We start from the raw sequence: 26,555 nt of genomic DNA on the forward strand, positions 1-26,555 counted from the left end.
AAATAAAAAGCCAAACGGCTTTTTATTTAGTAACGAATTGCTTCTCTTGTTTTTTCATAAGAACGAACAAAACGTTCTGTTACGCCAGGTTCAACTGTTTCCAAGGCAAATGAAATCTCTTCAAAGGCTGCTTGGTAGTCAAAGTTTCTTTCAAAAATGTCTAGTGAACGATTGAAAGCTGCTTGAATTCCTTCATCAGTTGAACGATAGCGGTTAGAATACTGCAAGAGTTGTTCTGTCAAGGTCGCATTCTGAACGATAAGGTAAGCTAATTCTTCCAACTGATTCATATCGTAAGTCGCATTTTCTAACAAACGATTAACAACTTCGATATTAATTCGTTTATAATCCAATTCTGCAATCAGACCTTCCACATGGTCACTGGTTCTGAAGAAGTTTGTCAGAAACTCAGCCGGGATACCAGGAAGATTGCGTTTCTCCATGTAGCGTTTTAGGGTATGAAGCTTATTGATATAGAGAGTAGCTTTCTTACGAGCTGTACTTTCTGATAATTCTTGTGATTTAAGGTATTCAGCCAGTACTAGCTGTTCTTCTTCAATTTCTTTCAAACTTGAAAGCGAATGATCCAATCGCTCTTCCAGAATAGAATATGCCACCTGCGGCGTCTCAATCCCTTCAACACTCTCAGCGACGACGATTTCAATAGTTTCCAAACGTTTTTTCAGTTGGTTAATTCGAGAAAGCTTGCTGTCTGCCAATAGATAGTTGGCATTTAAACGCTGACTTTCTTCATCCAAAAGCTGTGTATTTTGTACCACATGCTCCAAAAATTTTGGTAGGTTCTTACTAATCTTATTAGCAGACTTGTTAGCCTCAATTTCCCGATTAAAGAGCTTATATAAATGGTCAATCTTAGCTTGAATGCCCTCATTTTCAGCTTCTGCCGCATCCAAATCAAAGGAGACAATCAAGGCAGTATTTTCTCGAATAGAAACGCGAATATTTTGGAATTGGGATTCGATATTTCCTTCTGTAAACAAGTAGTTTTGCTCTACAAGTTTACGGTAGCCTGATTCCAAGTCTTCCAACTGCTCTGGAAAATCCTTACTAACACGTTCAATCAAATGCGGAATACGATCCATAATCTGATTGAGAGCAATCATGTGCTCCTCTGTCTTATCAAGAATTTCAGATGCTTCAATCGGATCACCAGATGAGTTGAGCATAACAAACTCAGAAAATTCAACTTCAATATTTTTCAGTTGTTTTTCAAGCTCTGGCAAGGTTTCTCCATAACTTTCAGAATTGTCACGAACAGAGGCTTGCAGATTTTCGAACAAATCCAAGGCATGTTTGACACGACCTGAGTTCTTCTCCTCCTGTTCCTTCAAATCCATCAAACCATGGCGGATAGAAGAAATATCTTCTTCAATTAGGTCAATCTGACTTTCAATGCTATCAATAGCATTCTTAGCGCTGACGAAACGGAAAGAATTATTGAAAGCTTCTGCTTCAAAAATATGATTTTCAATATCTGCAAATGAATTGAGGGATAAATCAACCCATTTTTGATTCCACTCACGGAAGGAAACCTGGCTTTGACCAATCAAGTGAAGGGCCTTTACCGCTTCAACTTCTTCATTTACAGGGAGGTTAAATAGCTCTTCCTTGCGCTCTTCTAATGCAACCAAGAGGTTGTCATTACGTTTGCGAACAATCAGGCAGGCTACGTAGGCAACGATTAAAATAATAACAATCGAAACGATTAAGATGATTGTTCCTGTAGGCATGTAAATCTCCTTAGTTCATAGTAATTACTAGAAAATATCGCTTTATTATACCATAAATCTCTAGCTTATGCACTTGTTTTCTCAGTTTTTAGACATCTAATGTTGAATATACCGCATTTTCTTCGATAAACTCACGGCGAGGTTCAACCTTGTCCCCCATCAACATATCGAAAATCTTATCTGCTTCTGCAGCATCATCAACTGAAACACGCGCCATCAGACGATTCTCTGGATTCATGGTTGTTTCCCACAACTGATGGTCATCCATTTCACCCAATCCCTTATAACGTTGGATGGTTGGTTTAGAACGTCCAGTACTATGTCTTTCTAAGGCTTCTTGCAATTCTTGTTCCTGATTGGCACCCGGTTGAATGTATTCTTTAATCTCACTTCCAACCTTAACACCATAAATTGGCGGCTGGGCAATGTAAACATAACCAGCTTCTACAATCGGACGCATATAACGGTAGAAGAGGGTTAAGAGCAGGGTACGAATATGGGCTCCGTCAACATCGGCATCGGTCATGATAACCAATTTTTGATAACGAGCCTTCTCTACATCAAAGTCCGCTCCAAAGCCAGTTCCCATAGCTGTGAACAAGCTGCGGATTTCCTCGTTGGCCAAAATCTTATCCATGCTGGCCTTTTCCACGTTCAAAATCTTACCACGAATTGGCAAAATAGCCTGAAACTCACGGTCACGACCAGATTTTGCTGAACCTCCCGCAGAATCTCCCTCCACGATAAAGAGCTCTGTCTTAGTTGCATCGTTTGACGAACAATCCGCCAATTTACCTGGCAGGTTAGAAATTTCAAGACCTGATTTCTTACGGGTCACCTCACGAGCACGTTTGGCAGCAATCCGCGCCTTGGCCGCAACAATCCCCTTATCCACAATGCGACGAGCAATCTGAGGATGCTCCAAAAGGAATTCTGAAAATGCATCCGAGAATAGACGGTTAGTAATTTTAACAACTTCACTATTTCCAAGCTTGGTCTTGGTTTGCCCTTCAAACTGAGGACCTGGGTGCTTAACAGAAATAACAGCTGTCAAACCTTCACGCACATCCTCACCAGTTAAGTTGTCATCATTTTCCTTGAGAATTTTATTCTTCTTAGCATAGTCATTGATGACACGCGTCAAAGCTGTACGGAAACCTTGTTCGTGGGTACCGCCTTCATGGGTGTGAATATTGTTAGCAAAGCTGACCACATTTTCATGGTAGCTAGTCGTGTATTGCATAGCTACTTCGACTGTGATGTCATCCATTTCACCCTCTGTGTAAATAGGTGTTTCAAAGATAACATCTTTGTTCTCATTGAGGTATTCCACATATGAAGCAATACCACCTTCATAGTGATATTCCTTAGTCTGTTCCATTCCCTCACGCTTGTCCGTAATCGAAAGATTTAAACCGCGGTTTAGGAAGGCTAGTTCTTGGATCCGCTTATTTAGTTTAGCAAACTCGAACTCCGTCGTTTCAGTAAAGATTTCTGGGTCTGGTGTAAAATGTACAGTCGTACCAGTGCGGTCTGTTTCACCCACAATCTTCAAATCAGCAACCACCTCACCACGACGGTATTCTTGGAAATAAACCTGACCATTTTTATAAACATGGACATCTAATTGGGTCGAAAGGGCATTTACTACGGATGAACCTACGCCATGCAGACCACCTGATACCTTATATCCGCCTCCGCCAAATTTACCACCGGCATGGAGAACTGTGAAAACAGTTTCTACGGCTGGACGACCTGTTTTTTCCTGAATATCGACCGGGATACCACGACCATTGTCCACAACCGTGATGGAATTATCTGGTTCGATATAAACTTCAATCTTGCTGGCAAAACCGGCCAAGGCCTCGTCAATCGAGTTATCGACAATTTCCCATACAAGATGGTGAAGGCCCTCTTTAGAGGTTGTTCCGATATACATACCTGGACGCATACGAACGGCTTCCAGACCTTCCAAAACCTGAATCTGACTGGCATCATATTCTTGTGCTTTTTCTTGTAAATCTTTGATTTCTTCTGTCATTCTTATTCCTTTATTTCTAAGCTCTACTCTCAAAAACGTTAAACCATCCGACAAGATTTGAAGTATCTGGATAGGAAAAACAAGAGTATAAAAACTTTACAATCGTACCCAACATTATACCATATTTTTCATAAAATTCCCACCAAAAAGGAGCTGAATTTCTACTTCAGCTCCCTACTTTCCAACACTATGTTCCTCTAATTTTTATGAACCATGACCCTTGCCAGACCTTGACCATCGCCACCAAGTAAGTCAACCAATTTGTAGGCAAACTCCAAGCTAGTACCTGCACCGCGACTGGTAATAATTGGTCCATCTACGACTACATTTTCTGCAAAATGAATACCAGTGGAAATATCTGCTTCTTTCCCTGGGAAACATGTATAGCGACGACCATCCAGTAAACCAGCCCTGTCTAGAACGATCGGAGCCGCACAGATAGCCGCAACCCGTTTCCCATTTGCTACCGCCTTTTGCAATTCTGCAATCAAACGGTCATCATCACGAAGATTTAATGAACCAGGCATACCTCCCGGCAGGACAATCAAATCATACTGGCTCAAATCCCCATCAAACAAACTGTCTGCTTCAACCCTGATAGCATGTGAGCCTTCCACACGAATACTAGTTAAACCAATCATATCGCATTGAAAATCTGCTCTTCGAAAAATATCAACAGGGGCCAAGGCTTCAATTTCTTCAAAGCCATTTGCCAACATAACTGCAACTTTTACCATAGTAACCAACTTTCTAACGTTCTAACGTAATTTTCCTGTATTTCCGTAATCTCACTTCTTCTTTTTCATCCGCCAGATGCGACTGGTAACTCATGGATAGTACCAAGCCAATCCCAATCAGATTGGACACTATAGAAGAGCCACCTTGAGAGATGAATGGAAGTGGGATACCTGTCAGAGGTAGTAAACCAGTAGCTGCCCCGATATTTTCAAATACATGGAAGAGGAGCATCATAATATAACCTGTAGAGATGTAGGTATAATAACGATTATTGGATTTTAATGTAATCCGTAACATCCGATAAATCAGCAGGAGGTAGAGGCCAATCAAGACTGTCCCACCAATAAAACCAAAATCCTCACCGATAACTGTAAAAATCATATCACTTTCACGAACCGGAATGAGCAGATTTGTTTTATTGAACCCTAGACCTTTCAGACCACCGCTACCGATAGCAATCAAACTTTGTGCTTGTTGGTAGGTTGTTGACTGGGCGTGTTTAAAGGGGTCTAACCAAGCTGAAATACGGTTGATTTTATAGGTGTCCATTCCCATATTATGCAGGAAGGTTGTCCCACCTGGCGATACAAAAATCAGCATAAAGCCTGCAACCAGTACCAAGATGGTCACAGCTGTCGGTAGGAGAATTTTCCATGACACCCCCGACAGGAGAAGCATCCCGCTGAAGATGGCCACGAATACCAAAGAAGTTCCCAAGTCACTCTGCAAGGCCAGTAGCACCAAAACAGGAAGAGTAAAGAGAGACATATAACCAATCAGCATAAAATCTTCTCGAAGACCTCGTTCAGTATGATGCTTATGGAAGGTGACAATAACCCTTGCAATCATGACAATATAGGATATTTTCATAAATTCCGACGGCTGAAAGAGGGTCATTCCTCCAATGGTTACCCAGTTTTTCGCACCTGTCGAAGCCACCAAGTCGGGACTATAGAAGAACAGGGGAAGGACCATCAATCCTAGGCCAAGTACATATAAAAATGGAGTTATCTGCCAGAGAAATTTGGTCGAAAAGAACATCACCAGGAATGCTGCTCCGATTCCAATACCTATCCAGGCAATTTGTTGCCCCACCATTTGTAGGACGCTATCTGGATAGTCCTGGCTCACTGCAATAAAAAGAGCTAAGATGCCTACAACCAATAAAAAAAAGACTGGTAAAATGAGAGAGTAGTCAATTCGACTATCTATCGTTCCTCTGTATTTCATAGATTACCTCATACTTTCGTTTCTAAGAACTGGCATTCACAAGTAAAGTGCTAAACTGTGAATACAGCACTAAATATAGCTTTTAACATTATAGCAAAAAAAACGAAAAGGCTCTAGCAGGAAGAAAAAATCATCTGGTCAACACACTAAAAACTCGAACATTTATCTACAATGTATACTAAGACAAATGGCAATCATTTTGGCAATCACGCACGAAAACATACTAAGATTAGTAGTGAGGAAATCTCCGACGGGAGAAAGTACTCACTACTTTTTCTTTATGATAAAGTAGAGGTGTCTTGTTAAGTCGTAGGGCTTTTTGACGCTAGACGTCGCAACAAAAACTGGCAAGACACCTGTTTTAGAAAGAATGTTATCAAAGTATGTGGGACGCCAGACGTCGAGTATTGAAAATGACATCACTAAAACAAGGAATCATTCAAGACCAAGAGGTAATATCATGCGTGCAGTTTTTGGGATTGATGTGAGTAAGGCCAGTTCAGAAGTGACCATTCTAGTCAATAGTGAGAAAGTTCATGGCTATACCATGTCCAATGACGCCATCGGCTTTGCTCGGCTACTTGGCGATTTGAAAACCGTCCATAAGCCAGAAATCATCTTTGAAGCAACAGGTGTCTACTCTCGTCGTCTTCAAGCTTTTCTGGATGAACATAGCTACGCTTATACACGGCTTAATCCCTTAGAAGCTAAGAAGCAACTGGATAGCTTGCGTGTGCGGAAAACAGATCAAATTGACGCCGAAAAACTGGCTCAATCTCAATTTGTACTGAATCGTAAACCCACTTATGTCCAAGAAGAAGTCTACCAAAACTTGCGGGATCTCAGCCGTTTCTATCAGAATCTGACCGAGGATATTGTTCGAGCTAAAAACCGTCTGCACAAGGTCTTACAAGTCACTTTTCCTGAATTGGAAACTATCTTATCAACACCATCTGGCGAGCAATACTGGAACCTGGTCATAGCTTTTCCTTGCAAGGACTTCGTTCTTGAGTTAAGCAAGGACGAACTCTCAGAGAGCATTCGTCAGTCCACCTCAAAACGGATTTCGGACAAGCGTGTGGCGTACTTAGCAGAGAAACTTACAGCACTAGCTAATCAATCGTATTGTGCCGTCAAGAAAACCTCTCCAATGCTGGAAGAGGTTCATTACTATGCAAAAGAATTGCTTCGGCTTTCTGAACAGAGACAAACTGTCCTAGACCAAATGGTGGAACTAGCTCAGCCATTACCTGAATATGACATTCTGCTCTCTATTCCTGGAATAGCTGAGACGACTGCGACAAGTATTATTGGTGAACTGGGAGATATTCGCCGTTTTCAGTCTACCAATCAAATCAATGCCTTTATCGGTATTGACCTGAGACACTATGAATCGGGTAACTTTTTAGCTAAGGAACACATTACCAAGCGTGGCAATCCCTACGCTAGAAAGATTCTGTTCAAATGTATTCACAATATCGCTTCAGCTAGTCACACCAATCCTTGCCATATCGCCGACTTTTATGAGAAACGAAAAAGACAATCGCAAACGACTTCTACGAAGCCACACACGATTGCCTCCATACATCGTCTCATTCGGACAATGTATTACCTCATAACGCATAACAAACTTTACGATTACACTTTAACCCAAAGTCAGTAAGATTGTTTATGCAATATTATTGTAACACCTTATCAAAAATTTTCAACATAAGGTGTTAATTTCGTGTACTCTTTTTTACACGAAACTTTAGTCCAAAAGAAAACAATTTCCTTATTTTGACTATTGAACTCAACATATTTTTCATCAAATACCTTGATAGACTTGACAAATGGTAGAAAAAAGCCCTCTCCAATTTCTTGGAAAAGGCTTTGTATCAACATTTCTGTAATGTAAATATGGTTTCTTATTTGAGACCGTATTTTTTGTTGAAACGATCCACACGTCCATCTGCTTGAGTGAACTTTTGACGTCCAGTATAGAATGGGTGTGAGTCTGATGAAATTTCCACACGGATCAATGGGTAAGTTTCACCTTCGAATTCTACAGTTTCGCTAGTTTTCTTAGTTGAACCACTAAGGAACTTGTAGCCAGTAGTTGTGTCCATGAAGACAACAGTGCGATATTCTGGATGGATATCTTTTTTCATTTTAAAAATTCCTTTCTGCCATGGTCTCTTTCCGAGCCATAGATTATAACCATTTAAGTTTACCAAAACTTTTTTCTTCTGGCAAGTCTTTTTACCGATTTTTCAAAGATTTTTAACAGATTATAGGACAGAGGCTCCAGAAGCAAGATCAGAAGTCACTCTTGCCCCAAATCCACCTCTGGATGGGCTCCCCAAACTATCTGAGATTCGCTCCCTACCTGCCAGTATTTTTTCTGTAAGTCCTGAGGTCACAAATATCTTCCCATCGAGACCTATCAAGACCGCCTCAAGACCATCCGTCTCTTCGACTTCTTTCAAAGTCTGATTTATGGTTTGACCGAACAGTCTGGTCGTCCAAATCTCCCCATCGACAGAGTTTTTTGACACAATGCTCACACTGGCAAGCGGACTTTGGATAGGATAACCCGTTTGAGAACTTAAAATGTGATGATAGGTCTGACCATCTACCGTGAGGCTACGTTCGTAAATACCAGAGGTGACAACCGACTCTTCGCCTATCTTGAGGACGAGGGCATTTTCTCCACGCGCTTTCTGAGGATCCTGAATACCAATTCTCCAATGGCCATCTGGATTATGCGGAGCTTGTCCAAACGTCAAGACATTGCCTCCCAGGTTAATCAGCCCAGCCTCCACACCTATTCTTTTCAAGAAGTCAACAATCTTATCTGCTACATATCCTTTAGCAAGAGCACCCAGATCAATGGCCATGCCTTCTTTTTTTAGATAGACCGTCTGCTCTTGGTCATATAATTCAATGTCCCTTGGATTGATGAGTTGGAGTTTTTCACTGATCATTTCTTGAGTTGGAAGTTTAGCATCGCTAAATCCAATCCGCCAGCTTTGCACAAGTGGACCGATGGTAATATTCAAAAAAGATCCCTGAGCCAGACTGTGTTCTTTGCCCAATTTAATCAATTCATACAGGTCATCGGCAACAGGAACTGCTTGAACACCAGCGTTTAGATTGACCTCCATCAATTCTGACGTCAAATCATTGGCAGAGAATCTGTCCTTATATAGATAGAGCAACTCTTCAACCTGATCTAAAATTGGTTCTGCATCTGGGTGCCAAATTTTAGTTTCTATGATGGTTCCCATTAGACGAAGGGAACGGCTACTTGCTTGCATTCCTCACAACCTCTTGAATTTCTTGATAGATTTGCTCATTTTCGGAAAGGGAATAAGAGTTAGCACCGCTGGCTAGTGGGTGGCCACCGCCATCGTGGCGCTTGGCAATCTCGTTTATCGGAATGTACTTGCTGCGTAAACGAACCCTGTAATTTCCGTCAGTTTGTTCCACAAAAATCCCCCAAGATTGTACAGTGCCAATCCGTCCTGGAGCTCCAACGATAAATGATGTATCCGCATCGGTCACCCCGTATTTTTTGAGAATGTCCTGTGTCAAAATGACCCGTGCTGCACCGTGCTCATCAACTTCCAAGTTGTCGTAAACGTAACCTGTCAGCTTGGCAATCTTGAAATCAATGGTATCCATCTGGCGAGACATCCTTGCAAAGTCAAAATCTTCCTGACGAAGGCGGGCAACAATTTCAAAAGTGCGTGAGCTAGTCGCCGGATAAAGAAAACGTCCCGTATCGCCAACAATACCAGCATATAGCAGTCGAGCAGTTTCCCCATCCAATTCCAACTGGCTTTGAAGGCCCAATTCTGCAATCATTTCACTGCATGAGCTAGCCTCAGTATTGACCCAGAGCAGGTCACCATAAGGCTCTTCATTTGGATGGTGGTCGATTTTTATCAGGAATTCACCCTGAGTGTAGCGGTCATCATCCACACGGGCTGTATTGGCAGTATCCGTTACGATAACCAAGGCCCCTTGATAATCTTGGTCGGAAACCTGATCCATTTCTGCCATCCAAGCAAGATTCGGCTCATTGAAACCGGTCACCTTAATGGTTTTTTCAGGAAAATTCTTCTGCAAGAGCTTCTGTAAGCCAACCTGACTACCGATAGCATCTGGATCTGGTCGTTGGTGACGATGAATGATAATAGTGTCATATTCGCGAATTTTTTCGATAATTGTACTGTAAATAGTCATAGCAACTCCTTTTCATCATTTTAGCATAAACTTCCCCTTTTGAAAATGATGGGAGTATGGTATAATGAGATTACTATGTAATTTGGAGGAAATTATGGCACTAGCAAAAATTGTTTACGCTAGTATGACTGGTAACACAGAAGAAATTGCTGATATCGTCGCCAGTAAGCTAGAAGAGTTGGGTTTGGAAGTACAGGTGCACGAATGTACGACCATTGAAACAGAAGAAATCTTGGATGCTGACTTAATTGTCGTAGCCAGCTACACTTATTCTTATGGTGGTGATGGTGAGCTTCCAGATGAAATCGTTGATTTCTATGCTGACCTAGCGGACTTGGATTTGACTGGTAAGGTGTACGGTGTTTGCGGTTCTGGTGATACCTTCTATGATGACTTCTGTAGTGCAGTAGATGACTTTGATGTCATGCTGGGTTCACGTGGTGCAGTCAAGGGGGCTGAAAATGTCAAGGTAGACCTTGCTGCTGAAGACGAGGATATCGTAAACCTAGAAAAATTTGCAACTGACCTTGCTGCCAAAGTAAATGAATAATCAAATCAACCAGTAACATCTGTTACTGGTTTTCTTAAAAGGAGAAAAAATGAATCTAGATCATATCCGGGAAAATATTAACGCTATTGACAGTCAATTAGTTGACTTGCTTGAACAACGCATGAAGCTAGTTGACCAAGTCACAGCCTTTAAGCGAGCAACTGGCAAACCTGTTTTGGACACTAGCAGAGAAAACGCTGTACTTGAACGAGTTGGAAACCTGGTTCAAAAGGACGACTACCGCTCAGCTATTCAAGCGACCTTTAGCGACATCATGGCCCAGTCCAGAGCCTATCAAGCTGGAAAACTAGCTAGCGATGACCAGTAAAGGTAAACAAATACTTCAACTCCTGCTCTTTTCCGTCCTCATGGGACTGTTAGCTGGACTGGTCACCACACTTTTTGGGAAAATTCTACTAGAGGTTGGAGACTTACGATCTGAATATTTTACTTTTCTAATCCCCTTTCTGCCACTTGCCGGGGTGGTGATTGTTTTCATTTATCAAAAATGGGGGAGGGAAGTCCAAGCAGGTATGGGCTTAGTCTTCAAAGCTGGACAAGGGGAGAAAGTGCAAATTTCTCCAGTCTTAGTACCGCTCATCATCTGCACGACCTGGCTCGGCCATCTTTTTGGGGCTTCCGTTGGTCGTGAAGGTGTGGCCGTTCAGCTTGGAGCTAGTCTTTCGCATTGGCTACGGAAACAAGGTTTTACAGGTTTGTCCAAGGATATAGTAACGAAGATGGGTATGGCAGCAGGTTTTGCTGGGCTCTTTCAAACGCCCTTGGCTGCCAGTTTCTTTGCTATTGAGGTCTTGATCGTTGGTCAATATGCTTGGAGAAATTTGGTCTATTGTTTAATAGCTGCCTTTACAGCCTCTACTACCTCACATTTATTGGGCTTGGAAAAATTTACTCATACCATTTCGGTCCCCACTTTCCAGTTTACAGATAGTTTCAAATGGATTTTTATTGCCCTATGCTTTGGGGTTATTGGTAATCTTTTTGCCTGGCTTTTAGAACAGGCAAAAAGGTATTCGTCTCGCTGGTTGCCAAATCCTTACATTAAAATAGCTATCCTGGGAGTTGGACTAAGCGTTATACTTTTCTTCTTCCATCAAGGTCGTTATGCTGGTTTGGGAACCAATTTGATTGATGCTAGTTTGGTTGGGGAGCATGTATTTGCTTATGACTGGCTACTCAAACTTCTGCTCACTTGCTTGTGTTTAGCTGCAGGTTTTCAAGGTGGTGAGGTCACTCCGCTCTTTGCTATTGGCGCTAGTTCTGGAGCTCTTTTAGCTGGATTACTTGGCCTACCAGTAGAACTTGTTGCAGCCCTTGGCTATTGTGCTGTGTTTGGCTCTGCAACCAATACCTTACTGACACCGATTTTAATCAGCTACGAGGTATTTGGTTGGAATATCATCCCCTATGCCATTCCAGTGCTTGCCCTAGCTTATCTTGTAAACAGAAAACAGACGATTTATGGACAGCAGATAAGAAAATTTTAAACACAAACATACTAAGATTAGTAGTGAAGAAATCTCCGACGGGAGAAAGTACTCACTACTTTTTCTTTATGATAAAGTAGAGGTGTCTTGTTAAGTCGTAGGGCTTTTTGACGCTAGACGTCGCATCAAAAACTGGCAAGGCACCTGTTTTAGAAAGAATGTTATCAAAGTATGTGGGACGCCTGACGTCGAGTATTGAAAATGACATCACTAAAACAAGGAATCATTCAAGACAAAGAGGTAATATCATGCGTGCAGTTTTTGGGATTGATGTGAGTAAGGCAAGTTCAGAAGTGGCCATTCTAGTCAATAGTGAGAAAGTTCATGGCTATACCATGTCCAATGACGCCATCGGCTTTGCTCGGCTACTTGGCGATTTGAAAACCGTCCATAAGCCAGAAATCATCTTTGAAGCAACAGGTGTCTATTCTCGTCGTCTTCAAGCTTTTCTGGATGAACATGGCTACGCTTATACACGGCTTAATCCCTTAGAAGCTAAGAAGCAACTGGATAGCTTGCGTGTGCGGAAAACAGATCAAATTGACGCCGAAAAACTGGCTCAATCTCAATTTGTGCTGAATCGTAAACCCACTTATGTCCAAGAAGAAGTCTACCAAAACTTGCGGGATCTCAGCCGTTTCTATCAGAATCTGACCGAGGACATTGTTCGAGCTAAAAACCGTCTGCACAAGGTCTTACAAGTCACTTTTCCTGAATTGGAAACTATCTTATCAACACCATCTGGCGAACAATACTGGAACCTAGTCATAGCTTTTCCTTGCAAGGACTTCGTGCTTGAGTTAAGCAAGGACGAACTCTCAGAGAGCATTCGTCAGTCCACCTCAAAACGGATTTCGGACAAGCGTGTGGCGTATTTAGCTGAGAAGTTGATAGCACTAGCTAATCAATCTTACTGTGCCGTCAAGAAAACCTCTCCAATACTAGAAGAGGTGCGTTACTATGCAAAAGAATTGCTTCGGCTTTCTGAACAGAGACAAACTGTCCTAGACCAAATGGTGGAACTAGCTCAGCCATTACCTGAATATGACATTCTGCTCTCTATTCCTGGAATAGCTGAGACTACTGCAACAAGTATTATTGGTGAACTGGGAGATATTCGCCGTTTTCAGTCTGCCAATCAAATCAATGCCTTTATCGGTATTGACCTGAGACACTATGAATCGGGTAACTTTTTAGCTAAGGAACACATTACCAAGCGTGGCAATCCCTACGCTAGAAAGATTCTGTTCAAATGCATTCACAATATCGCTTCAGCCAGTCACACCAATCCTTGCCATATCGCCGACTTTTATGAGAAACGAAAAAGACAATCGCAAACGACTTCTACAAAGCCACACACGATTGCCTCCATACATCGTCTCATTCGGACAATGTATTACCTCATAACGCATAACAAACTTTACGATTACACTTTAACCCAAAATCAGTAAGATTGTTTATGCTCTATCATTGTAACACCTTATCAAAAATTTTCAACATAAGGTGTTAATTTCGTGTACTCTTTTTTACACGAAACTTTAGTCCAAAAGAAAACAATTTCCTTATTTTGACTATTGAACTCAAAATATTTTTCATCAAATACCTTGATAGGCTTGACAAATGGTAGAAAAAGCCCTACACTCAAATTTTGGTCGAGGAGAGCGTAGGGTGGCGGATAGTCAGAAACCTGCTTTGCAGTAGGTCTCTTTACTATACCCATTTTATCAAATTTGAAGGGTAAATCAGTGGCATACTTTAGAAAAAGGGATAACGGATGGGAATACCGTATCTCCTATAAAGCCCCAGACGGCTCATATAAGCAGAAATCCAAGTCTGGATATAGAACCAAGGCGGAGGCTGTTCAGGCTGCCTCACAGGCTGAAATTGAGCTGTCCAATGGCATTGTGGAAGATAAGAACATTACCCTTGCGGAATACTTTGAAAAATGGATGGAAATCCACAAGAAGCCTCATGTTGGACCAGAAACGTTTGGTAAATATGAATACACCCTTAAACTGATTACTATATACTTTCACGAAACGAAACTTTCGAAAATAAACGCCACTTCTTATCAAAACATAATTAACGAATTAGCAAAATGTTATGTGAAAGAAAGTGTCAAAAGGTTCAATTCGCACATAAGGGCATCAATTAAAGTTGCTATCCATCAAGGGATTTTAAAAAAAGATTTTACCGAAATTGTTAAGATTTTCTCCGATGTCGAATCCAAGAAAGAGGAGGATAAATACATAGAGCTAGATGAATACGAACAATTAATCACAGATTATCGAAAGACAATCAAGTACCAGTCTCACTTCTTCCTGTACACTATCGGAAAAACTGGACTTCGTTTCTCGGAAGCAGCAGGCATTACAGAGCCTATCGTTGACCGTGAAAATATATGTTTACGAATCCGCAGGACTTACAAAGTTTATGGAAAGAAGAAAGGTTGGGGACCTACTAAGAATCCACAATCAGAACGAGATGTGCCATTTGATAGTGAGTGGCTGAAAGCATACGACGAGTACATGAAAGTTGGATATATAGACAATCCAGATAAAAGATTATTTACCAAATTGACCGGGACTGGCGAAAATAAAATTTTAAAGAAAAAGACACGTCAAACATTTAATGTACACGGCTTACGTCATACTTACGTTAGCTGGTTGATCTATCATGACGTGGACGTTGTAACCATTGCCAAGTTAGTAGGACACAAGGATGCAACCGAAACATTGAAAACATATTCGCACCTATTCAAGGCTAAACAAGAAGAATCATTCGACAAAGTCAGAAATTTAATGGAAAAATTTGGGGCGAATTTGGGGCAAGAAAGTTAAAAACCCTTGTGTATCAAGGGTTTTCGTTGTATTTCTATCTCCCCTGCAGGAATCGAACCTGCAACTAATTCTTAGGAGGAATTTGTTATATCCATTTAACTAAGGGAAGCTACTCTTCTATTTTAACTCATAAAATAGAAGATTGCAAGGTCGGGCTAGTCCTTACTTGATATTCGATATTTTTCCATTTTCTTTTTAAAGAGTTCGGCATTGCTTGGAGCGGTATAGGAAATGGCATTGGCTCCTGCTTCGATAACACGACGGATGGATTCTTCAGTTGGACCGCCTGTCGCAATGATAGGAAAATCTGGAAGAACTTCACGTATTTTTTTCACTACCTCAGGAGTTTCTAGTCCACAGGAAACGTTTAAAATATCTACGCCGGCCTCAATTCGTGATAACAAGTCTGCCTTCTCTGAAACGACTGTGTAGATAATGGGAATATCAGCCATCTTGTTAATTTGCTCAATCGTTTTCACGTTAGTAGGACCATTGACCACAACAGCGTAAGCTCCTTCGGACTCAGAAAGCAAACTCATATTGGCCGACCGCATTCCTGTCGTTAGTCCACCACCAACACCAGCTAAAACCGGGACAGAGGCAACCATCATAATACTTTTAAGGATGGCTGGACTAGGAGTAAATGGATAAACTGCTAAAACGGCATCTGCATTATGATTGGCAATAATCGCCACATCCGTTGTAAATAAAACCGAGCGGATCCGACGACCATAAATGCGAATGCCGCTGCATTCCTTAATAATGTCAGGTACTTGCACAATATCCTGGCGTAAATCAGACAAAACAGACGGAATAACTTGTTTGCTCATACTAGACCTCCTCTGTATATATAGTAACAGTATAACATATTTTTATGTAGGGAGATATAGTAAACATCTATTCTTGATTGTCCTTTATATAGTCGAGTGAAGAGCTTTCAGACAAGGAACTGAGGTGCAGGCAGCTAGAACAGCCTAGAGGGGGTTCTAGGTTGGAAATAAGACTTGCGAAGCAAGTCACTTTAGTAGAGTACAGCAAAGCGAAAGTGACGATGTATCAAAGCTCTTCAAATGACTATACATACAGACAGGTCAGATAGGAAGCTAGCTCTATAAACAAAAAAAGAAGCAACTTTTGCTGCTTCCTCCCATCTTAGCGACGGATTTCTTTGATACGCGCTGCTTTACCTTGCAATGCACGTAGGTAGTACAATTTAGCACGACGTACTTTACCGTAACGTACTACTTCAATCTTATCAACACGTGGAGTGTGGATTGGGAATGTACGCTCAACACCTACACCACCAGAGATTTTACGTACAGTGTACATTTCTGAGATGCCTTGGCCTTTACGAGAGATAACAACACCCTCGAAAATCTGGATACGTTCGCGGTTACCTTCGACAACCTTAGCGTGAACACGTACAGTGTCACCAGGACGGAATGAAGGGATGTCAGTACGAAGTTGACCTTCTGTCAAACTTTGGATCAATGGATTCATTTTATTCTCCTATCTTTGTCAATCATAGGTGCTTTTAAACCCAGCGGATAAACTGTATTTTTGTGCGTCCATTACACACAAAATAAATTATACTAAAATCCTCTTCTCTTGTAAAGAAAAATACTTAAAATATTTAAAAAACAAGCGAAAAATCGCCTGTTTTACCATCTTATTTAGCTGCTTTATAAAGCTCGTCAACTTTGTTCCACTCCTCAGCTACAAGGGCCTTGCTCCTTGTAGCACGGAAAGCCCGATTAGCTTTCCTAGAGGACTGACTAGTTTTTTCTCGGAAAAAGATCGTTTCCTCGAAAAAACGTCGCAGTAAGCTAGTAGATTAGTTGCTGAGAGCCTCTTTATACAGCTCATCTACCTTATTCCAGTTAATCACTTCAAAGAAAGCTTTGATGTAGTTTGGACGGACGTTACGGTAGTTGAGGTAGTATGCGTGCTCCCAAACGTCTAGTGCCAAGATTGGTTTCAAACCTTGCATAATCGGTGTGTCTTGGTTAGCAGTTGAGATAACTTCCAACTTGCCATCTTTATTGACTACTAAGAAAGCCCAACCTGAACCGAAGCGAGTTGTTGCTGCTGTAGTGAATGCTTCTTGGAAGGCTGCAAATGAACCAAAAGTCGCATCAATATCGGCTGCCAATTCTGCTGAAATTTCTGTTTTTTCTGGTGAAAGCAATTCCCAGAAAAGTGCGTGGTTAAGGTGACCGCCACCGTTGTTGATAAGTGCTTGACGGATGTCAGCTGGAATTTGCTCCACATCTGACAAGAGTGCTACCAAGTCTTCGCCGATTTCTGGGTGTTTTTCAAGGGCAGCATTGGCATTTGCAACATAAGTTGCATGGTGCTTGTCATGGTGCAGGGTCATTGTTTCTGCATCAATATGTGGTTCCAAGGCATCGTATGCGTATGGTAAATCTGGTAAAATAATTGCCATTTTTTGTACTCCTATACTAATTGATAGTCCTATTGTACTCCATAATGAGAGCCTTTTCAACTTTTTTGTCTGACTATAGACTTGAAATTTTTAGTAACGCTAGGTCAAAGAGGTAATCTTTCTCAAACACACCTGTTTTAATTTGGTAGTCTGTTTCAATCAACAATTTGACCACCTTTTTCAGAAATCCAAGAGATAAGTAGCGCGAATCCCGAAGTGCAAATTTGATTTGATAGGGATTGACCTTTCGCCCCATGATTTCTGACAATTCTGCTACCATTTGTGGCTCACTCTTGCCTTGTTCTCGAAGAAGTTGAACCTGTAAATAAGTACGGAATTGGGTCAGCATAATGGCGATCAACTTGATTTCATCCTCCCCCTGTAAGCGTAAGTCACGAACAAGTTGACGGGCCTCGTCGATGTTCGATTGGAGAACCATTTGGGTCAAGTCAAAAATATTGTCCTGCAGCGTCTTGGGAATAGCGGCATCAATATCTGCCATCCTAATCAGATTTTGTCCCTTGTAAGACTGTAAAAAGGCTAGGTTTTTACTAATTTCTGCAAAATCAAAATTAGATTTGACCAATAAGTATTGAAAAACATCGGACGCCATCTGCAAGCCTAGTTGATTGGCCTCTTTTTGAAAATGGTTCTTTAAATCCATTTCTTTCAAAGGACTGGCTTCTAAAACAAGACCATCTCGTTTGAGGAGTTTGACCAGGCGACGCTTGCTGTCCAACTTACCTGGGGCTAGGATTATCAAACGGGTTGTTTCGACAGGATTTTCCAAATAAGCCTCAAACTGCTTGAGCTCGTCATCCGTCAAATACCGCTTTTTATCCGTCGTCAAATCGGCAAAATAGTCTAATATAACTACTTTTTCATCTGAAAAAAATGGCAAAGATACCAAATCCAAATCGACCTGACTGTAGTCAGCCTCAGACATATCAAAATAGGCAAAACCCAAATCTGCGGGATCAAAATCCACCTGCCTTAAAAGTAAGTCCTTGGCAATCTGATATTGTCCAACATCCTCACCGCATAAGACTGTCAGGGACCCTAAATGTTCTTTTCTTAACTTCTCAATCTGTCCAATAATTGTCATATCATCCTCTACTTCTCTCTCCATTTTACCATAAAAAGACACCCAGTAGGTCACTGGGTGCTGGCTAACCAAGTTTTTTAGCAGTAGGTGGAATCATCAGCTTCCTGTCTTGCTGACTTGTAAATGGGACAAGGGGAGGACGAGATCTTTCCATATAAGCCATTACTTCTTTCCCTTCTGGTGTAAATTGTAGCAGGGAATAAAATGAATCATGATAAAAAAGGAAAATATAGCCATTTTCATAGGCTTCTTTTATCCACTTGGTCTTAGCAGCAATACTATCCATTGGATAGTCATCCACAGCCGCAACCCATAAGGGATTACGATGGGCATGCGTTAGGAGTAAATCTGCCATGTGAATAATGGTCTGCTGGTCTTGTTTTAATAGAATGATAGAATGCCCCTTGCTGTGTCCACCTGTCTTGTGCATCTCAATACCTGGGATGATTTCAATAGATGGACCAAAGGTTTTGACTTGAGATTGAATAGCTTGCCAATTCTCCTTGAGATAGGTTGCACGGGTACGAGGATTTGGAAGACGGACTTCATCCCATTCTATTTCATTGATGTAAATGTTGGCATTGGGAAAGGTCGAAACAAGCCCGCCTTCTTCAAGACAGGTCAAGCCACCCGCATGGTCATTGTGCATGTGGGTCATCAGCACTCCGTCAATATCCTGTCTGCTATAGCCCAATTCAGCCAAACTTTCTAACATTCTGTTCTCAGAAACAACCCCTAAATTTCTAACTTGTTTGGCATCTAATTTTTCAGTCCCCAAACTGCTATCAATCAGAAATTTCTTCCCCTTATATTCAATGAGTATAGGATCTGTCAAATCAGCTACCAAGCCGTCGGCTGTTGTTGGATAATATCTGGACCAAACAGCCTTGGGGACAGGCCCAAACAAGGTACCTGCATCTGTATATTTGTCAGCTCCCCGTAGCCAGGTAATCCTCATTTCTCCAAATTCAAATGCTTGTAACATGGTTTCTCCTTTATCCGACTGGTACATTCAGACTGCTCATGCAATTGCAACCACCCGTTTGCTCCTCACTAGTTGGGACATGAAACTTCAGTATTTCCTCATAGATGAAATTCTCTGCCTCCCCCACTCGTTTACGATGCGGTCGACACAGCCAGACATTAAAGGGTAGGGCATCACGAAAGTGAACGACCCTAAACTGACTTTCATCAATCAATTCTTCGACACTATTCGGCAACACACTAACGATATCATTTCCTGCTGTTGCAGCGACCATATAGTCCCAAGAAGAGGAATGATGTAGACGTTGAATATCTATATTCTCATCCTTCAACTTCTGCATAATATTGCTATAGCTGGTAAAGTTTTGATTAAAGGTCGTTATGGGATAGTCCTGCAAGTCGCTCCATTCCAAATATTCCTTACTGGCTAGCGGATGGTCTTTATCCATAAAAGCAACGTACTCATCTTTGTGGATTAGGTGCTGTTCATATTTTTTGCTATCCAGCTTGGTCGGCTCGACTAGGAGAGCTATATTTAGCTCATTGTGCACAAATTTTTTCCATATTTCCAAGCCACCCCCCTCTAAAATTTCGATATTGATAGTGGGGTAATTGACATAAAATTTGGGCAAAAGATGAGAAAAATAAGCTCTCAAAATGATGGACGGAAGACCAAGTCGGATAGTTCCTTGCTGTTTGGCAGCTTCTTTTTGAATAACATCCTGCATTTCTTCGTATTTGGCAACAATTTCTGTCGCAAAACGATAGACCATGCGACCCGCTTCTGTCATACCATCCAAGCGCCCATTTTTCCGATTAAATAATTGAATGCCTTCACTTGCTTCAAAATGCGTGATAAATTGACTTAAGGCAGACTGGCTGATATGAATTTTCTTAGCTGCAAGGGATAAATTACATCTGCACTCCACGATATTGATCAGGTATCCCATTTGTACAATATCCATGCCCATTACACTACTCCTTCTATTACAAGGACCAATTTTAAGAGAAGTGCTTCCCCTTCTCTTCTTTTACACGTTTTATTTATATCATTATACCATATATACTCTATTTTGCATACTTATTGATTGGAAAAGTCAATTGTTTTTGAGCAAGGCTAGCACTCCTTGAAAAAAGAAAAAGAAAACGAACAAACTATCTGCTCTTGTAATTCCAGATGTTTGTCCGTTTCTGATACTAATTCTTAAGCAAAATCTATTCCGCTTTATTCAGCTTTTTTGCGACCAATCCAGAAACTAAAGCCTAGGGATGCAAGTAAGAATCCTAGAAGACTTAGATTGTTTCTCTCCCCTGTTTCAGGTAAACGATTGGAAGTTGACGTGGCTGAATTGCTACTTGTCAAGGTGGCACTGAACTGGTCTGCCTGCTTCTGAGGTACGGCTACCAACGGTAACACAGCTGGCTTGGTCTCCATATTTTTCTGCCGTTGCTGTAACAATGAAGCGGCTGGCATTGCCGGAGTATAAGCTTCACTTCTTGTTACTGTTAGAGGTAAGGTACCACTTGGAATAAAATGAGTAACCCCCTTGCCTTTTGCAGTCACCAATAATGGCAAAATCCCCTCTGGCAAGAAGTGGCTGATACTTGCCCCTTTGGAAGTTACCATCAATGGAAGTGTTCCCTCTAGTAACTGATGATTGACAGAACTACCTTTAGCAATCTCCAAACTTGGTAAACTATGGTCTAGACCATCACCTGTAGACCAAATTGCTCCATCTAATAGACCAAGTGAAATCTTATGACCAGCATTCAGGAGTTGGACAATAGCGTCTACAGAGAAAGTCGGAAGACTGTGCAATAAGGCTCCACCATTTGCCGTTTCAAGAGGTGGGAGAATTCCGACTGGCAATTCATGGGTAACTCCCTTGCCTTTGGCAGTAACCAACGGTTCTAAAACGCCTGCTGGCAATTCATGACGAACACCTCCACCATTTGCCGTTTCAAGAGGCGGAAGAATTCCGACCGGCAATTCATGGGTAACTCCCTTGCCTTTGGCAGTAACCAACGGTTCTAAAACGCCTGCTGGCAATTCATGACGAACACCTCCTCCATTTGCCGTTTCAAGAGGTGGAAGAATTCCGACCGGTAATTCATGGGTAACTCCCTTGCCTTTGGCAGTTACCAACGGTTCTAAAACGCCTGCTGGCAATTCATGACGAACACCTCCTCCATTTGCCGTTTCAAGAGGTGGAAGAATTCCGACCGGCAATTCATGGGTAACTCCCTTGCCTTTGGCAGTTACCAACGGTTCTAAAACGCCTACTGGCAAGCTGTGTTTGACAACTTCTCCATTTTTTATTGTGAGGATATGAAGAGGTACTACAAGCTCTTCTTGGCTGCGATCATCATAGACCACACGAACAGTCATGGAGTAATCACCACTAGACTGTGGAATTGGAGTGACTACTACAACATCAAATTGACCTGCGTCAGCTGGTAGATTGATTTGCTTCACAATTTCAGCTTTTGTTTCCTCACTACTGCTTGTCGGTAGGACACGGGCTTCCCCATTAACATGAGGCTGGTAGCGATCCGCTTTAGGAAGAACGCCTTCTGGTAAGCTGTGTTTGACAACTTCTCCATTTTTTATTGTGAGGATATGAAGAGGTACTACAAGCTCTTCTTGGCTACGGTCGTCATAGACCACACGAACAGTCATGGAGTGGTCGCCACTAGACTGTGGAATTGGAGTAACTACTACAACATCAAATTGACCTGCGTCAGCTGGTAGATTGATTTGCTTCACAATTTCAGCTTTTGTTTCCTCACTACTGCTTGTCGGTAGGACACGGGCTTCCCCATTAACATGAGGCTGGTAGCGACTTGCTTTTGGCAGAACCAAGACTACTGGAATCTCAATCGTTTTACTGCTAGTGATAGCTGTCAACACCGTTCTGTCAAAGTTTGGATCCAACTGATAGGTTCCCTCTGTTGCTATAGGCAAATCGTTCTCCACACCTGTGATTGATTGCCCATTATCAACTTGCACCTGCTTCTCTTTTAACAACTGACCTGACTGGGTGAAGTGCAAGGTTACTGTATGAGTTTGAACAGGCTGTTTTAGCTCTACCAAGCGATAAATAATTTCATCTTTGACCAGGTCAAAACGATTATAGCCTTTCTCCAAGGTAATACGAGCTGTAGGAGATAACATTCCCTCAACCCTGACATATTCCTTGTCTATATTCTTGGCTAGATTTTGTTCAAATCCTCTAACCAGTACCTCAACATTTCCCTCAATATCTCCTATTACATTGAGACTGGATTCCACTGGAATAATGACTGTCCCCTGACCAGATAAGCTACCTAAGGTGACTGGATCATTGGCAATAGTCAACTGAGTACCCGATTCTAGCTCTACACCAGTCGAGATTTCAGATACCTGACTAGCTAAACTAACATCCGCCTGATTGACCAATTCGAGCGTTTGGATATTTTGTAAGTTAAGACCATAAACACGTGCAGTATCAATCGTAACCTTATTATCCCAACTTCCGTTGCCGTCAATTGACTTCAGACTGCTAGACTTTGATGTTACCAAAACTGGCTCCATCACAACTTCTCCATTAACACCTGACAGTTTGATTCCTTGGTCTACACTAACAAAATCCGACAGGATAGAAATAGTTACTGGAATGTTACTTACTGAATCAGCATTTCCAGCATAAATGGTGTTAAACCGAGTGTCTGAATTTCCATTAAGGATGGTAATTTTCCCATGACTGCCTGCTGGTTGACCTGAACGAGAACCGGCAACTAGAGTGGGACGTAAGTCACTTTGTGCCTGACTCATTGTTGTAGATACCTGATCTAAGGTCAAGTGATAGCCATTGGCATAAATATTGGGTTGTTTACTACCATCTACTAACATATTTAATGTTAAATCCGCAAAGGTCACATCAGCCCCTAGCTCCACATCTGGACCGCGGAAACTTAGGCGATGACCTTGACCATCAATAGTGACAGCCTTATCAAGGAGGAAAGGTTTATCCTGCCGGTGCATGATGTTGCTAACAAGCTTGATCCTATCCCCATTTTTTGCCTGTGCAAGAGCAAAAGATAAACTCTGATAAGGATTATCAAGGGTCCCGTTACCATCTTGGGATTTCTCATCACCATTGGTTACATACAAATCACGCGCTACTTGTTCCTGATAAATGCTTGTACGGAAGTCATTTGTGTCCCGCAAATAGGCTTGGTAGAGGCTTGTTTTTAATTCCCTCACTGCTGTCACTCTATGTGACAGATAGGTATTGTTTTTCGCATTGGTTTTCAATTGAAGTAAATCCTTAGCAATAGCCTGATCCATCATGGTTTGAATCGTGGCAAAATCACTGGCTACACTAGTCGGTTTTAGTTCAGATACCTTGGCAATGCGGCGTGCAAACATGGCTTTTTTGAAGGCGGATAAATCGCCACCGTATGCAGGCATGATGGCAGAAAGGGCTGCTTGGTCGGTGGCATACTGGTTTGAGATATAGGCTACCATTCCATTTTCATAGCCATATTCCCCTAAAATCTCATAGGCATTTCGTTTAAAACCAATGTCGCCAACACTTCCACTATTGTTTTGGAGGGCGGCATAAATTGGTTCAAAAAGAGGGATGGTATAGTAGGAATTGGTTCGGGCTGTTCCGACTGTATACATTCCATCAAATTTATAGCGCGCCGAAATCAGGCTTTGATTTATAAAATCATCAATAGAGGTCAGACTGGCTGCTAGACTGGTATCAATATGGCTGACCCTCTCTGTCACTAGTCCGATTCCATTATTTTTGGGGTTTGGAATGATGCTGATTTTATTAAGCAAAACAGCCCTGTCTTCTGCGCTACGGTTTAAGATAGATTGCGCCTCTGCATAGTCAAGGGTGTAAAGAACATCCAAGATACCTTGCATATAAGTCTTCATATCCTCAGTCGTTTGAAACCGAGTTGGCAGGCTGTTTTGAGTGCGATTGCCTGTCAATGTATAGGCAGTATTGAGGTTAAAAACAGGATCGTAGGCAGTACCTAAACTGTTATTGATTGACTCAAAGAGCCCTCGTGCATAAACTTCTGGACCTTGACCTGCTCTCCTACCGTGGCCATTGAGCCAAATTGTCTTATCCAGTATGTGCGTTAATTCATGGGTATAGACAGATTGCCCATCATCAGTAAGGGATTTTTTCAGGTAGAGATTGACACTGGAACTGCCATTGGCTTGACCATCTGCTCGGAAAAAATTGGAGTAGATATTCAAAGGACGAATAAACTCTCTAACTCCCTCCAACACCTTAGAACCGAATTTAGGCGAATACAATTCACTTGCACTCTGAGGCGACTGACCGTATTTTTGCACACTATCCACCACAATAATCGGTGCATGGTTGGTCAACTGCTCTTTCTTCTGGGTCATGCGGTACCAGAAGTTTAAAAATTCCTGTTGGTGTTCTGCGTATCTGGACAAGGTAGCTAGAAAATCCTGCTGACTGCCAGCTTGGCTTGGATTTACATAGGTCTCTTTTAAGCCATAATTGACTGTATTTGAGGTTGAAATTGCATAGATACTATCTGATGATAAGCTCAACAGTGGAATAAGGTGATTTTTTAAACGACCGTCTGTTTTGATTTTTTCATACAAGGAAGCAGAGCTGTAAGCATTGGTTGCTTCAACAATATGGGCTTTAGTAGTCTGTTTAAACCACTCTTCCTCTGATAGGCTCGGGTCAAAGAGACTGACCCCCTTTTCCACAAATGCTGCCAAATCTGTTTGGCTTGTAAGCGGAGCTAATTTCCTCTGATAGGTATTCGCACTCTGATCCATGGTCAAATCTTGATAAGTCAGATTTGCAAGTCCAAGGAGATTCTCAAGGGTATCTCCCCTACCTCCGAAAACTTGAGGATGGAAGAGAATTAAATCTTTGGCTGCATAATTTCCAAATGTGAATGAATAGCGGCGATCCAAGTAACTTAAGGCTGTGAGAATTTGCTCCTTCTTGGCTCTTACTCTGTCAATATTCACAGCAGCAGCCTTTTCAAATACTCCAGTTAAAATCTGTTCCAAGTCTGTCTGAACACGCTCAAAGCTTGATCTCATGTCCAGCAAATCCATGTAGGCTGTTTGCTTTTCCGCTGCGGTAGGGGCTTGCCCACCTTTTTCTTGGCTAAGGCTCTTTACCAGCTCATTGTCCACAATAGAACTTACTCGATGACTGAGGTGAGGATAAAGTGAATCATAGGTCACTTTAGCAAAGTCAGCCTTCAGTGAAGCAACCTGTTGCGCAACTGCATCGCTGGTCTGGCTTGTTGTTGGCTGAGAATCCGCAGGAACTATCTGGCTACTACCATCTGAATTGAGTACTTGGAATTTATGAACAGTAGCTCCACTGACTGAAGTCATTAGCTGACCTTGGGCATCTAATGGTAGTTTTGCTACTTCAGTAACTGCCACACTGCGTGCTCTTCGTGCTGAACGTAGCACAGGCTGAACGACTTCCTCTACTGCTTGTTCAGTCGGAGCGACTTCCCCTGCTGCTGTTTCTGTTGGTTGAACTGGTTGAGTAGCCTCGTCCCTTGAACCTGCTGGTTCTTGTACCGTTTGAACAGACTCTGGTTCTACTGGCTCAATAACCTGATGAGAATTTTCTGCTGGGAGCGTGTTCTCATTTACCTGCTCCAGTGCAGGCTGCTCTTGCCCTGCTTCTGCTGGAAGTGCTGCTTGGGGGGCTGAAAGGTCTTGAGAGACCACTTCCTTCTGAATAGCTGGTTCTACTTCTACAAGCTGGCTTTCTTGAGCTGGGTTCTCCTGTATGGCTTCGTTTAGTGAGGAAGCAACGGTTTCTGGAGTTTGAACAGCTACCTCATTGGTTACCAGCTCTTGACTTGCCTCATCTGTTACTGACTGACTAGTTTGTTGACTACTAGTAGGCACTTGACTTACCTCTTGCGCAGCCGCAACCTGCCCTCCTAGGACGCTAAAGCTAATGGCCAAAGCAACTGACACGACACCAATGGAAAACTTACGAATGCCAAAATGGTGCTTCTTTTGTAAAAAATGTAAATTCATTAAAATATAGTCTCCTTTTGAGCCAAATAAAAACTCTACTACAATTATATAAGTAATAAACGTGAA

20 protein-coding genes and 1 tRNA gene are annotated in these 26,555 nt (G+C 41.9%); 6 read left to right on the forward strand and 15 right to left on the reverse strand.

The window, feature by feature from the left end; translation table 11 throughout:
• Nucleotides 1-26 precede the first annotated feature (26 nt).
• The 4 genes from ezrA to PW252_RS08100 all read right to left on the reverse strand — a co-directional run bounded on the left by ezrA (nt 27) and on the right by PW252_RS08100 (nt 5,760).
• Nucleotides 27-1,751 (reverse strand): septation ring formation regulator EzrA, encoded by a 1,725-nt coding sequence (gene ezrA / locus PW252_RS08085; RefSeq protein ID WP_248051498.1) that lies wholly within the window; start codon nt 1,749-1,751, stop codon nt 27-29.
• An 88-nt stretch (nt 1,752-1,839) separates the two neighbouring features.
• Nucleotides 1,840-3,792, reverse strand: coding sequence for a DNA topoisomerase (ATP-hydrolyzing) subunit B (gene gyrB, locus PW252_RS08090; protein ID WP_105124813.1), 1,953 nt, complete (start codon nt 3,790-3,792; stop codon nt 1,840-1,842).
• A gap of 197 nt (nt 3,793-3,989) precedes the next feature.
• A complete protein-coding gene (locus tag PW252_RS08095) occupies nt 3,990-4,529 on the reverse strand; it encodes a DJ-1 family glyoxalase III (RefSeq protein ID WP_248051496.1) in 540 nt (179 codons plus the stop codon).
• 13 nt (nt 4,530-4,542) lie between these two features.
• Nucleotides 4,543-5,760 carry an FtsW/RodA/SpoVE family cell cycle protein gene (locus tag PW252_RS08100; protein ID WP_248051494.1) on the reverse strand — a complete coding sequence of 406 codons (1,218 nt, stop codon included), beginning with the start codon at nt 5,758-5,760 and terminating at the stop codon, nt 4,543-4,545.
• A 460-nt stretch (nt 5,761-6,220) separates the two neighbouring features.
• Here PW252_RS08100 and PW252_RS08105 point away from each other — a divergent pair, with 460 nt between their 5' ends.
• Nucleotides 6,221-7,423 carry an IS110 family RNA-guided transposase gene (locus tag PW252_RS08105; protein WP_316716661.1) on the forward strand — a complete coding sequence of 401 codons (1,203 nt, stop codon included), beginning with the start codon at nt 6,221-6,223 and terminating at the stop codon, nt 7,421-7,423.
• Between the two features lie 244 nt (nt 7,424-7,667).
• On the opposite strand, the gene PW252_RS08110 is transcribed toward PW252_RS08105, so the two are convergent.
• The 3 genes from PW252_RS08110 to PW252_RS08120 form a co-directional block, all read right to left on the reverse strand.
• Complete coding sequence (locus tag PW252_RS08110; RefSeq protein WP_029944240.1) at nt 7,668-7,910, reverse strand: type B 50S ribosomal protein L31; 243 nt, start codon at nt 7,908-7,910, stop codon at nt 7,668-7,670.
• 120 nt (nt 7,911-8,030) lie between these two features.
• Nucleotides 8,031-9,059: an FAD:protein FMN transferase gene (locus PW252_RS08115; RefSeq protein WP_248050964.1), complete on the reverse strand. Its 1,029-nt coding sequence runs from the start codon at nt 9,057-9,059 to the stop codon at nt 8,031-8,033.
• On the reverse strand, nt 9,046-9,990 hold the full coding sequence (locus PW252_RS08120) for a DHH family phosphoesterase (protein ID WP_248050966.1): 945 nt from the start codon (nt 9,988-9,990) through the stop codon (nt 9,046-9,048). The genes PW252_RS08115 and PW252_RS08120 overlap by 14 nt, the downstream gene beginning before the upstream one ends.
• 94 nt (nt 9,991-10,084) lie before the next feature.
• Here PW252_RS08120 and PW252_RS08125 point away from each other — a divergent pair, with 94 nt between their 5' ends.
• The 5 genes from PW252_RS08125 to PW252_RS08145 all read left to right on the forward strand — a co-directional run bounded on the left by PW252_RS08125 (nt 10,085) and on the right by PW252_RS08145 (nt 14,888).
• Nucleotides 10,085-10,540 (forward strand): flavodoxin, encoded by a 456-nt coding sequence (locus tag PW252_RS08125; protein ID WP_105117408.1) that lies wholly within the window; start codon nt 10,085-10,087, stop codon nt 10,538-10,540.
• Between the two features lie 49 nt (nt 10,541-10,589).
• Nucleotides 10,590-10,868, forward strand: a complete 279-nt coding sequence (locus PW252_RS08130; protein WP_248050968.1) for a chorismate mutase — start codon at nt 10,590-10,592, stop codon at nt 10,866-10,868.
• Complete coding sequence (locus tag PW252_RS08135; protein ID WP_248050969.1) at nt 10,858-12,048, forward strand: chloride channel protein; 1,191 nt, start codon at nt 10,858-10,860, stop codon at nt 12,046-12,048. The genes PW252_RS08130 and PW252_RS08135 overlap by 11 nt, the downstream gene beginning before the upstream one ends.
• A 248-nt stretch (nt 12,049-12,296) precedes the next feature.
• Nucleotides 12,297-13,499: an IS110 family RNA-guided transposase gene (locus tag PW252_RS08140; RefSeq protein ID WP_316716662.1), complete on the forward strand. Its 1,203-nt coding sequence runs from the start codon at nt 12,297-12,299 to the stop codon at nt 13,497-13,499.
• 294 nt (nt 13,500-13,793) lie between these two features.
• Nucleotides 13,794-14,888 (forward strand): tyrosine-type recombinase/integrase, encoded by a 1,095-nt coding sequence (locus tag PW252_RS08145; protein WP_248050971.1) that lies wholly within the window; start codon nt 13,794-13,796, stop codon nt 14,886-14,888.
• A gap of 37 nt (nt 14,889-14,925) precedes the next feature.
• Here PW252_RS08145 and PW252_RS08150 read toward each other — a convergent pair.
• The 8 genes from PW252_RS08150 to PW252_RS08185 all read right to left on the reverse strand — a co-directional run bounded on the left by PW252_RS08150 (nt 14,926) and on the right by PW252_RS08185 (nt 26,489).
• Nucleotides 14,926-14,997, reverse strand: a tRNA-Arg gene (locus PW252_RS08150).
• A 46-nt stretch (nt 14,998-15,043) separates the two neighbouring features.
• Complete coding sequence (locus PW252_RS08155; protein WP_248050972.1) at nt 15,044-15,718, reverse strand: beta/alpha barrel domain-containing protein; 675 nt, start codon at nt 15,716-15,718, stop codon at nt 15,044-15,046.
• 322 nt (nt 15,719-16,040) lie between these two features.
• Complete coding sequence (gene rplS / locus PW252_RS08160; protein WP_011921928.1) at nt 16,041-16,388, reverse strand: 50S ribosomal protein L19; 348 nt, start codon at nt 16,386-16,388, stop codon at nt 16,041-16,043.
• Between the two features lie 334 nt (nt 16,389-16,722).
• Complete coding sequence (gene sodA, locus PW252_RS08165; RefSeq protein ID WP_248050973.1) at nt 16,723-17,334, reverse strand: superoxide dismutase; 612 nt, start codon at nt 17,332-17,334, stop codon at nt 16,723-16,725.
• Nucleotides 17,335-17,407: 73 nt separating this feature from the next.
• Entirely contained in the window at nt 17,408-18,439 is a 1,032-nt protein-coding gene (holA, locus tag PW252_RS08170; protein ID WP_248050975.1) for a DNA polymerase III subunit delta, read from the reverse strand.
• A gap of 64 nt (nt 18,440-18,503) precedes the next feature.
• Nucleotides 18,504-19,424, reverse strand: a complete 921-nt coding sequence (locus PW252_RS08175; protein WP_248050977.1) for an MBL fold metallo-hydrolase — start codon at nt 19,422-19,424, stop codon at nt 18,504-18,506.
• Nucleotides 19,425-19,434: 10 nt separating this feature from the next.
• Entirely contained in the window at nt 19,435-20,388 is a 954-nt protein-coding gene (locus tag PW252_RS08180) for a LysR family transcriptional regulator (protein ID WP_248051094.1), read from the reverse strand.
• Between the two features lie 260 nt (nt 20,389-20,648).
• The gene (locus PW252_RS08185) at nt 20,649-26,489 is read right to left on the reverse strand and encodes a ZmpA/ZmpB/ZmpC family metallo-endopeptidase (RefSeq protein ID WP_248050979.1); all 5,841 of its coding nucleotides are present in this window, start codon (nt 26,487-26,489) and stop codon (nt 20,649-20,651) included.
• Nucleotides 26,490-26,555: the final 66 nt, after the last annotated feature.

The organism is Streptococcus sp. 29887 (assembly GCF_032595075.1).
Classification (GTDB): domain Bacteria; phylum Bacillota; class Bacilli; order Lactobacillales; family Streptococcaceae; genus Streptococcus; species Streptococcus iners.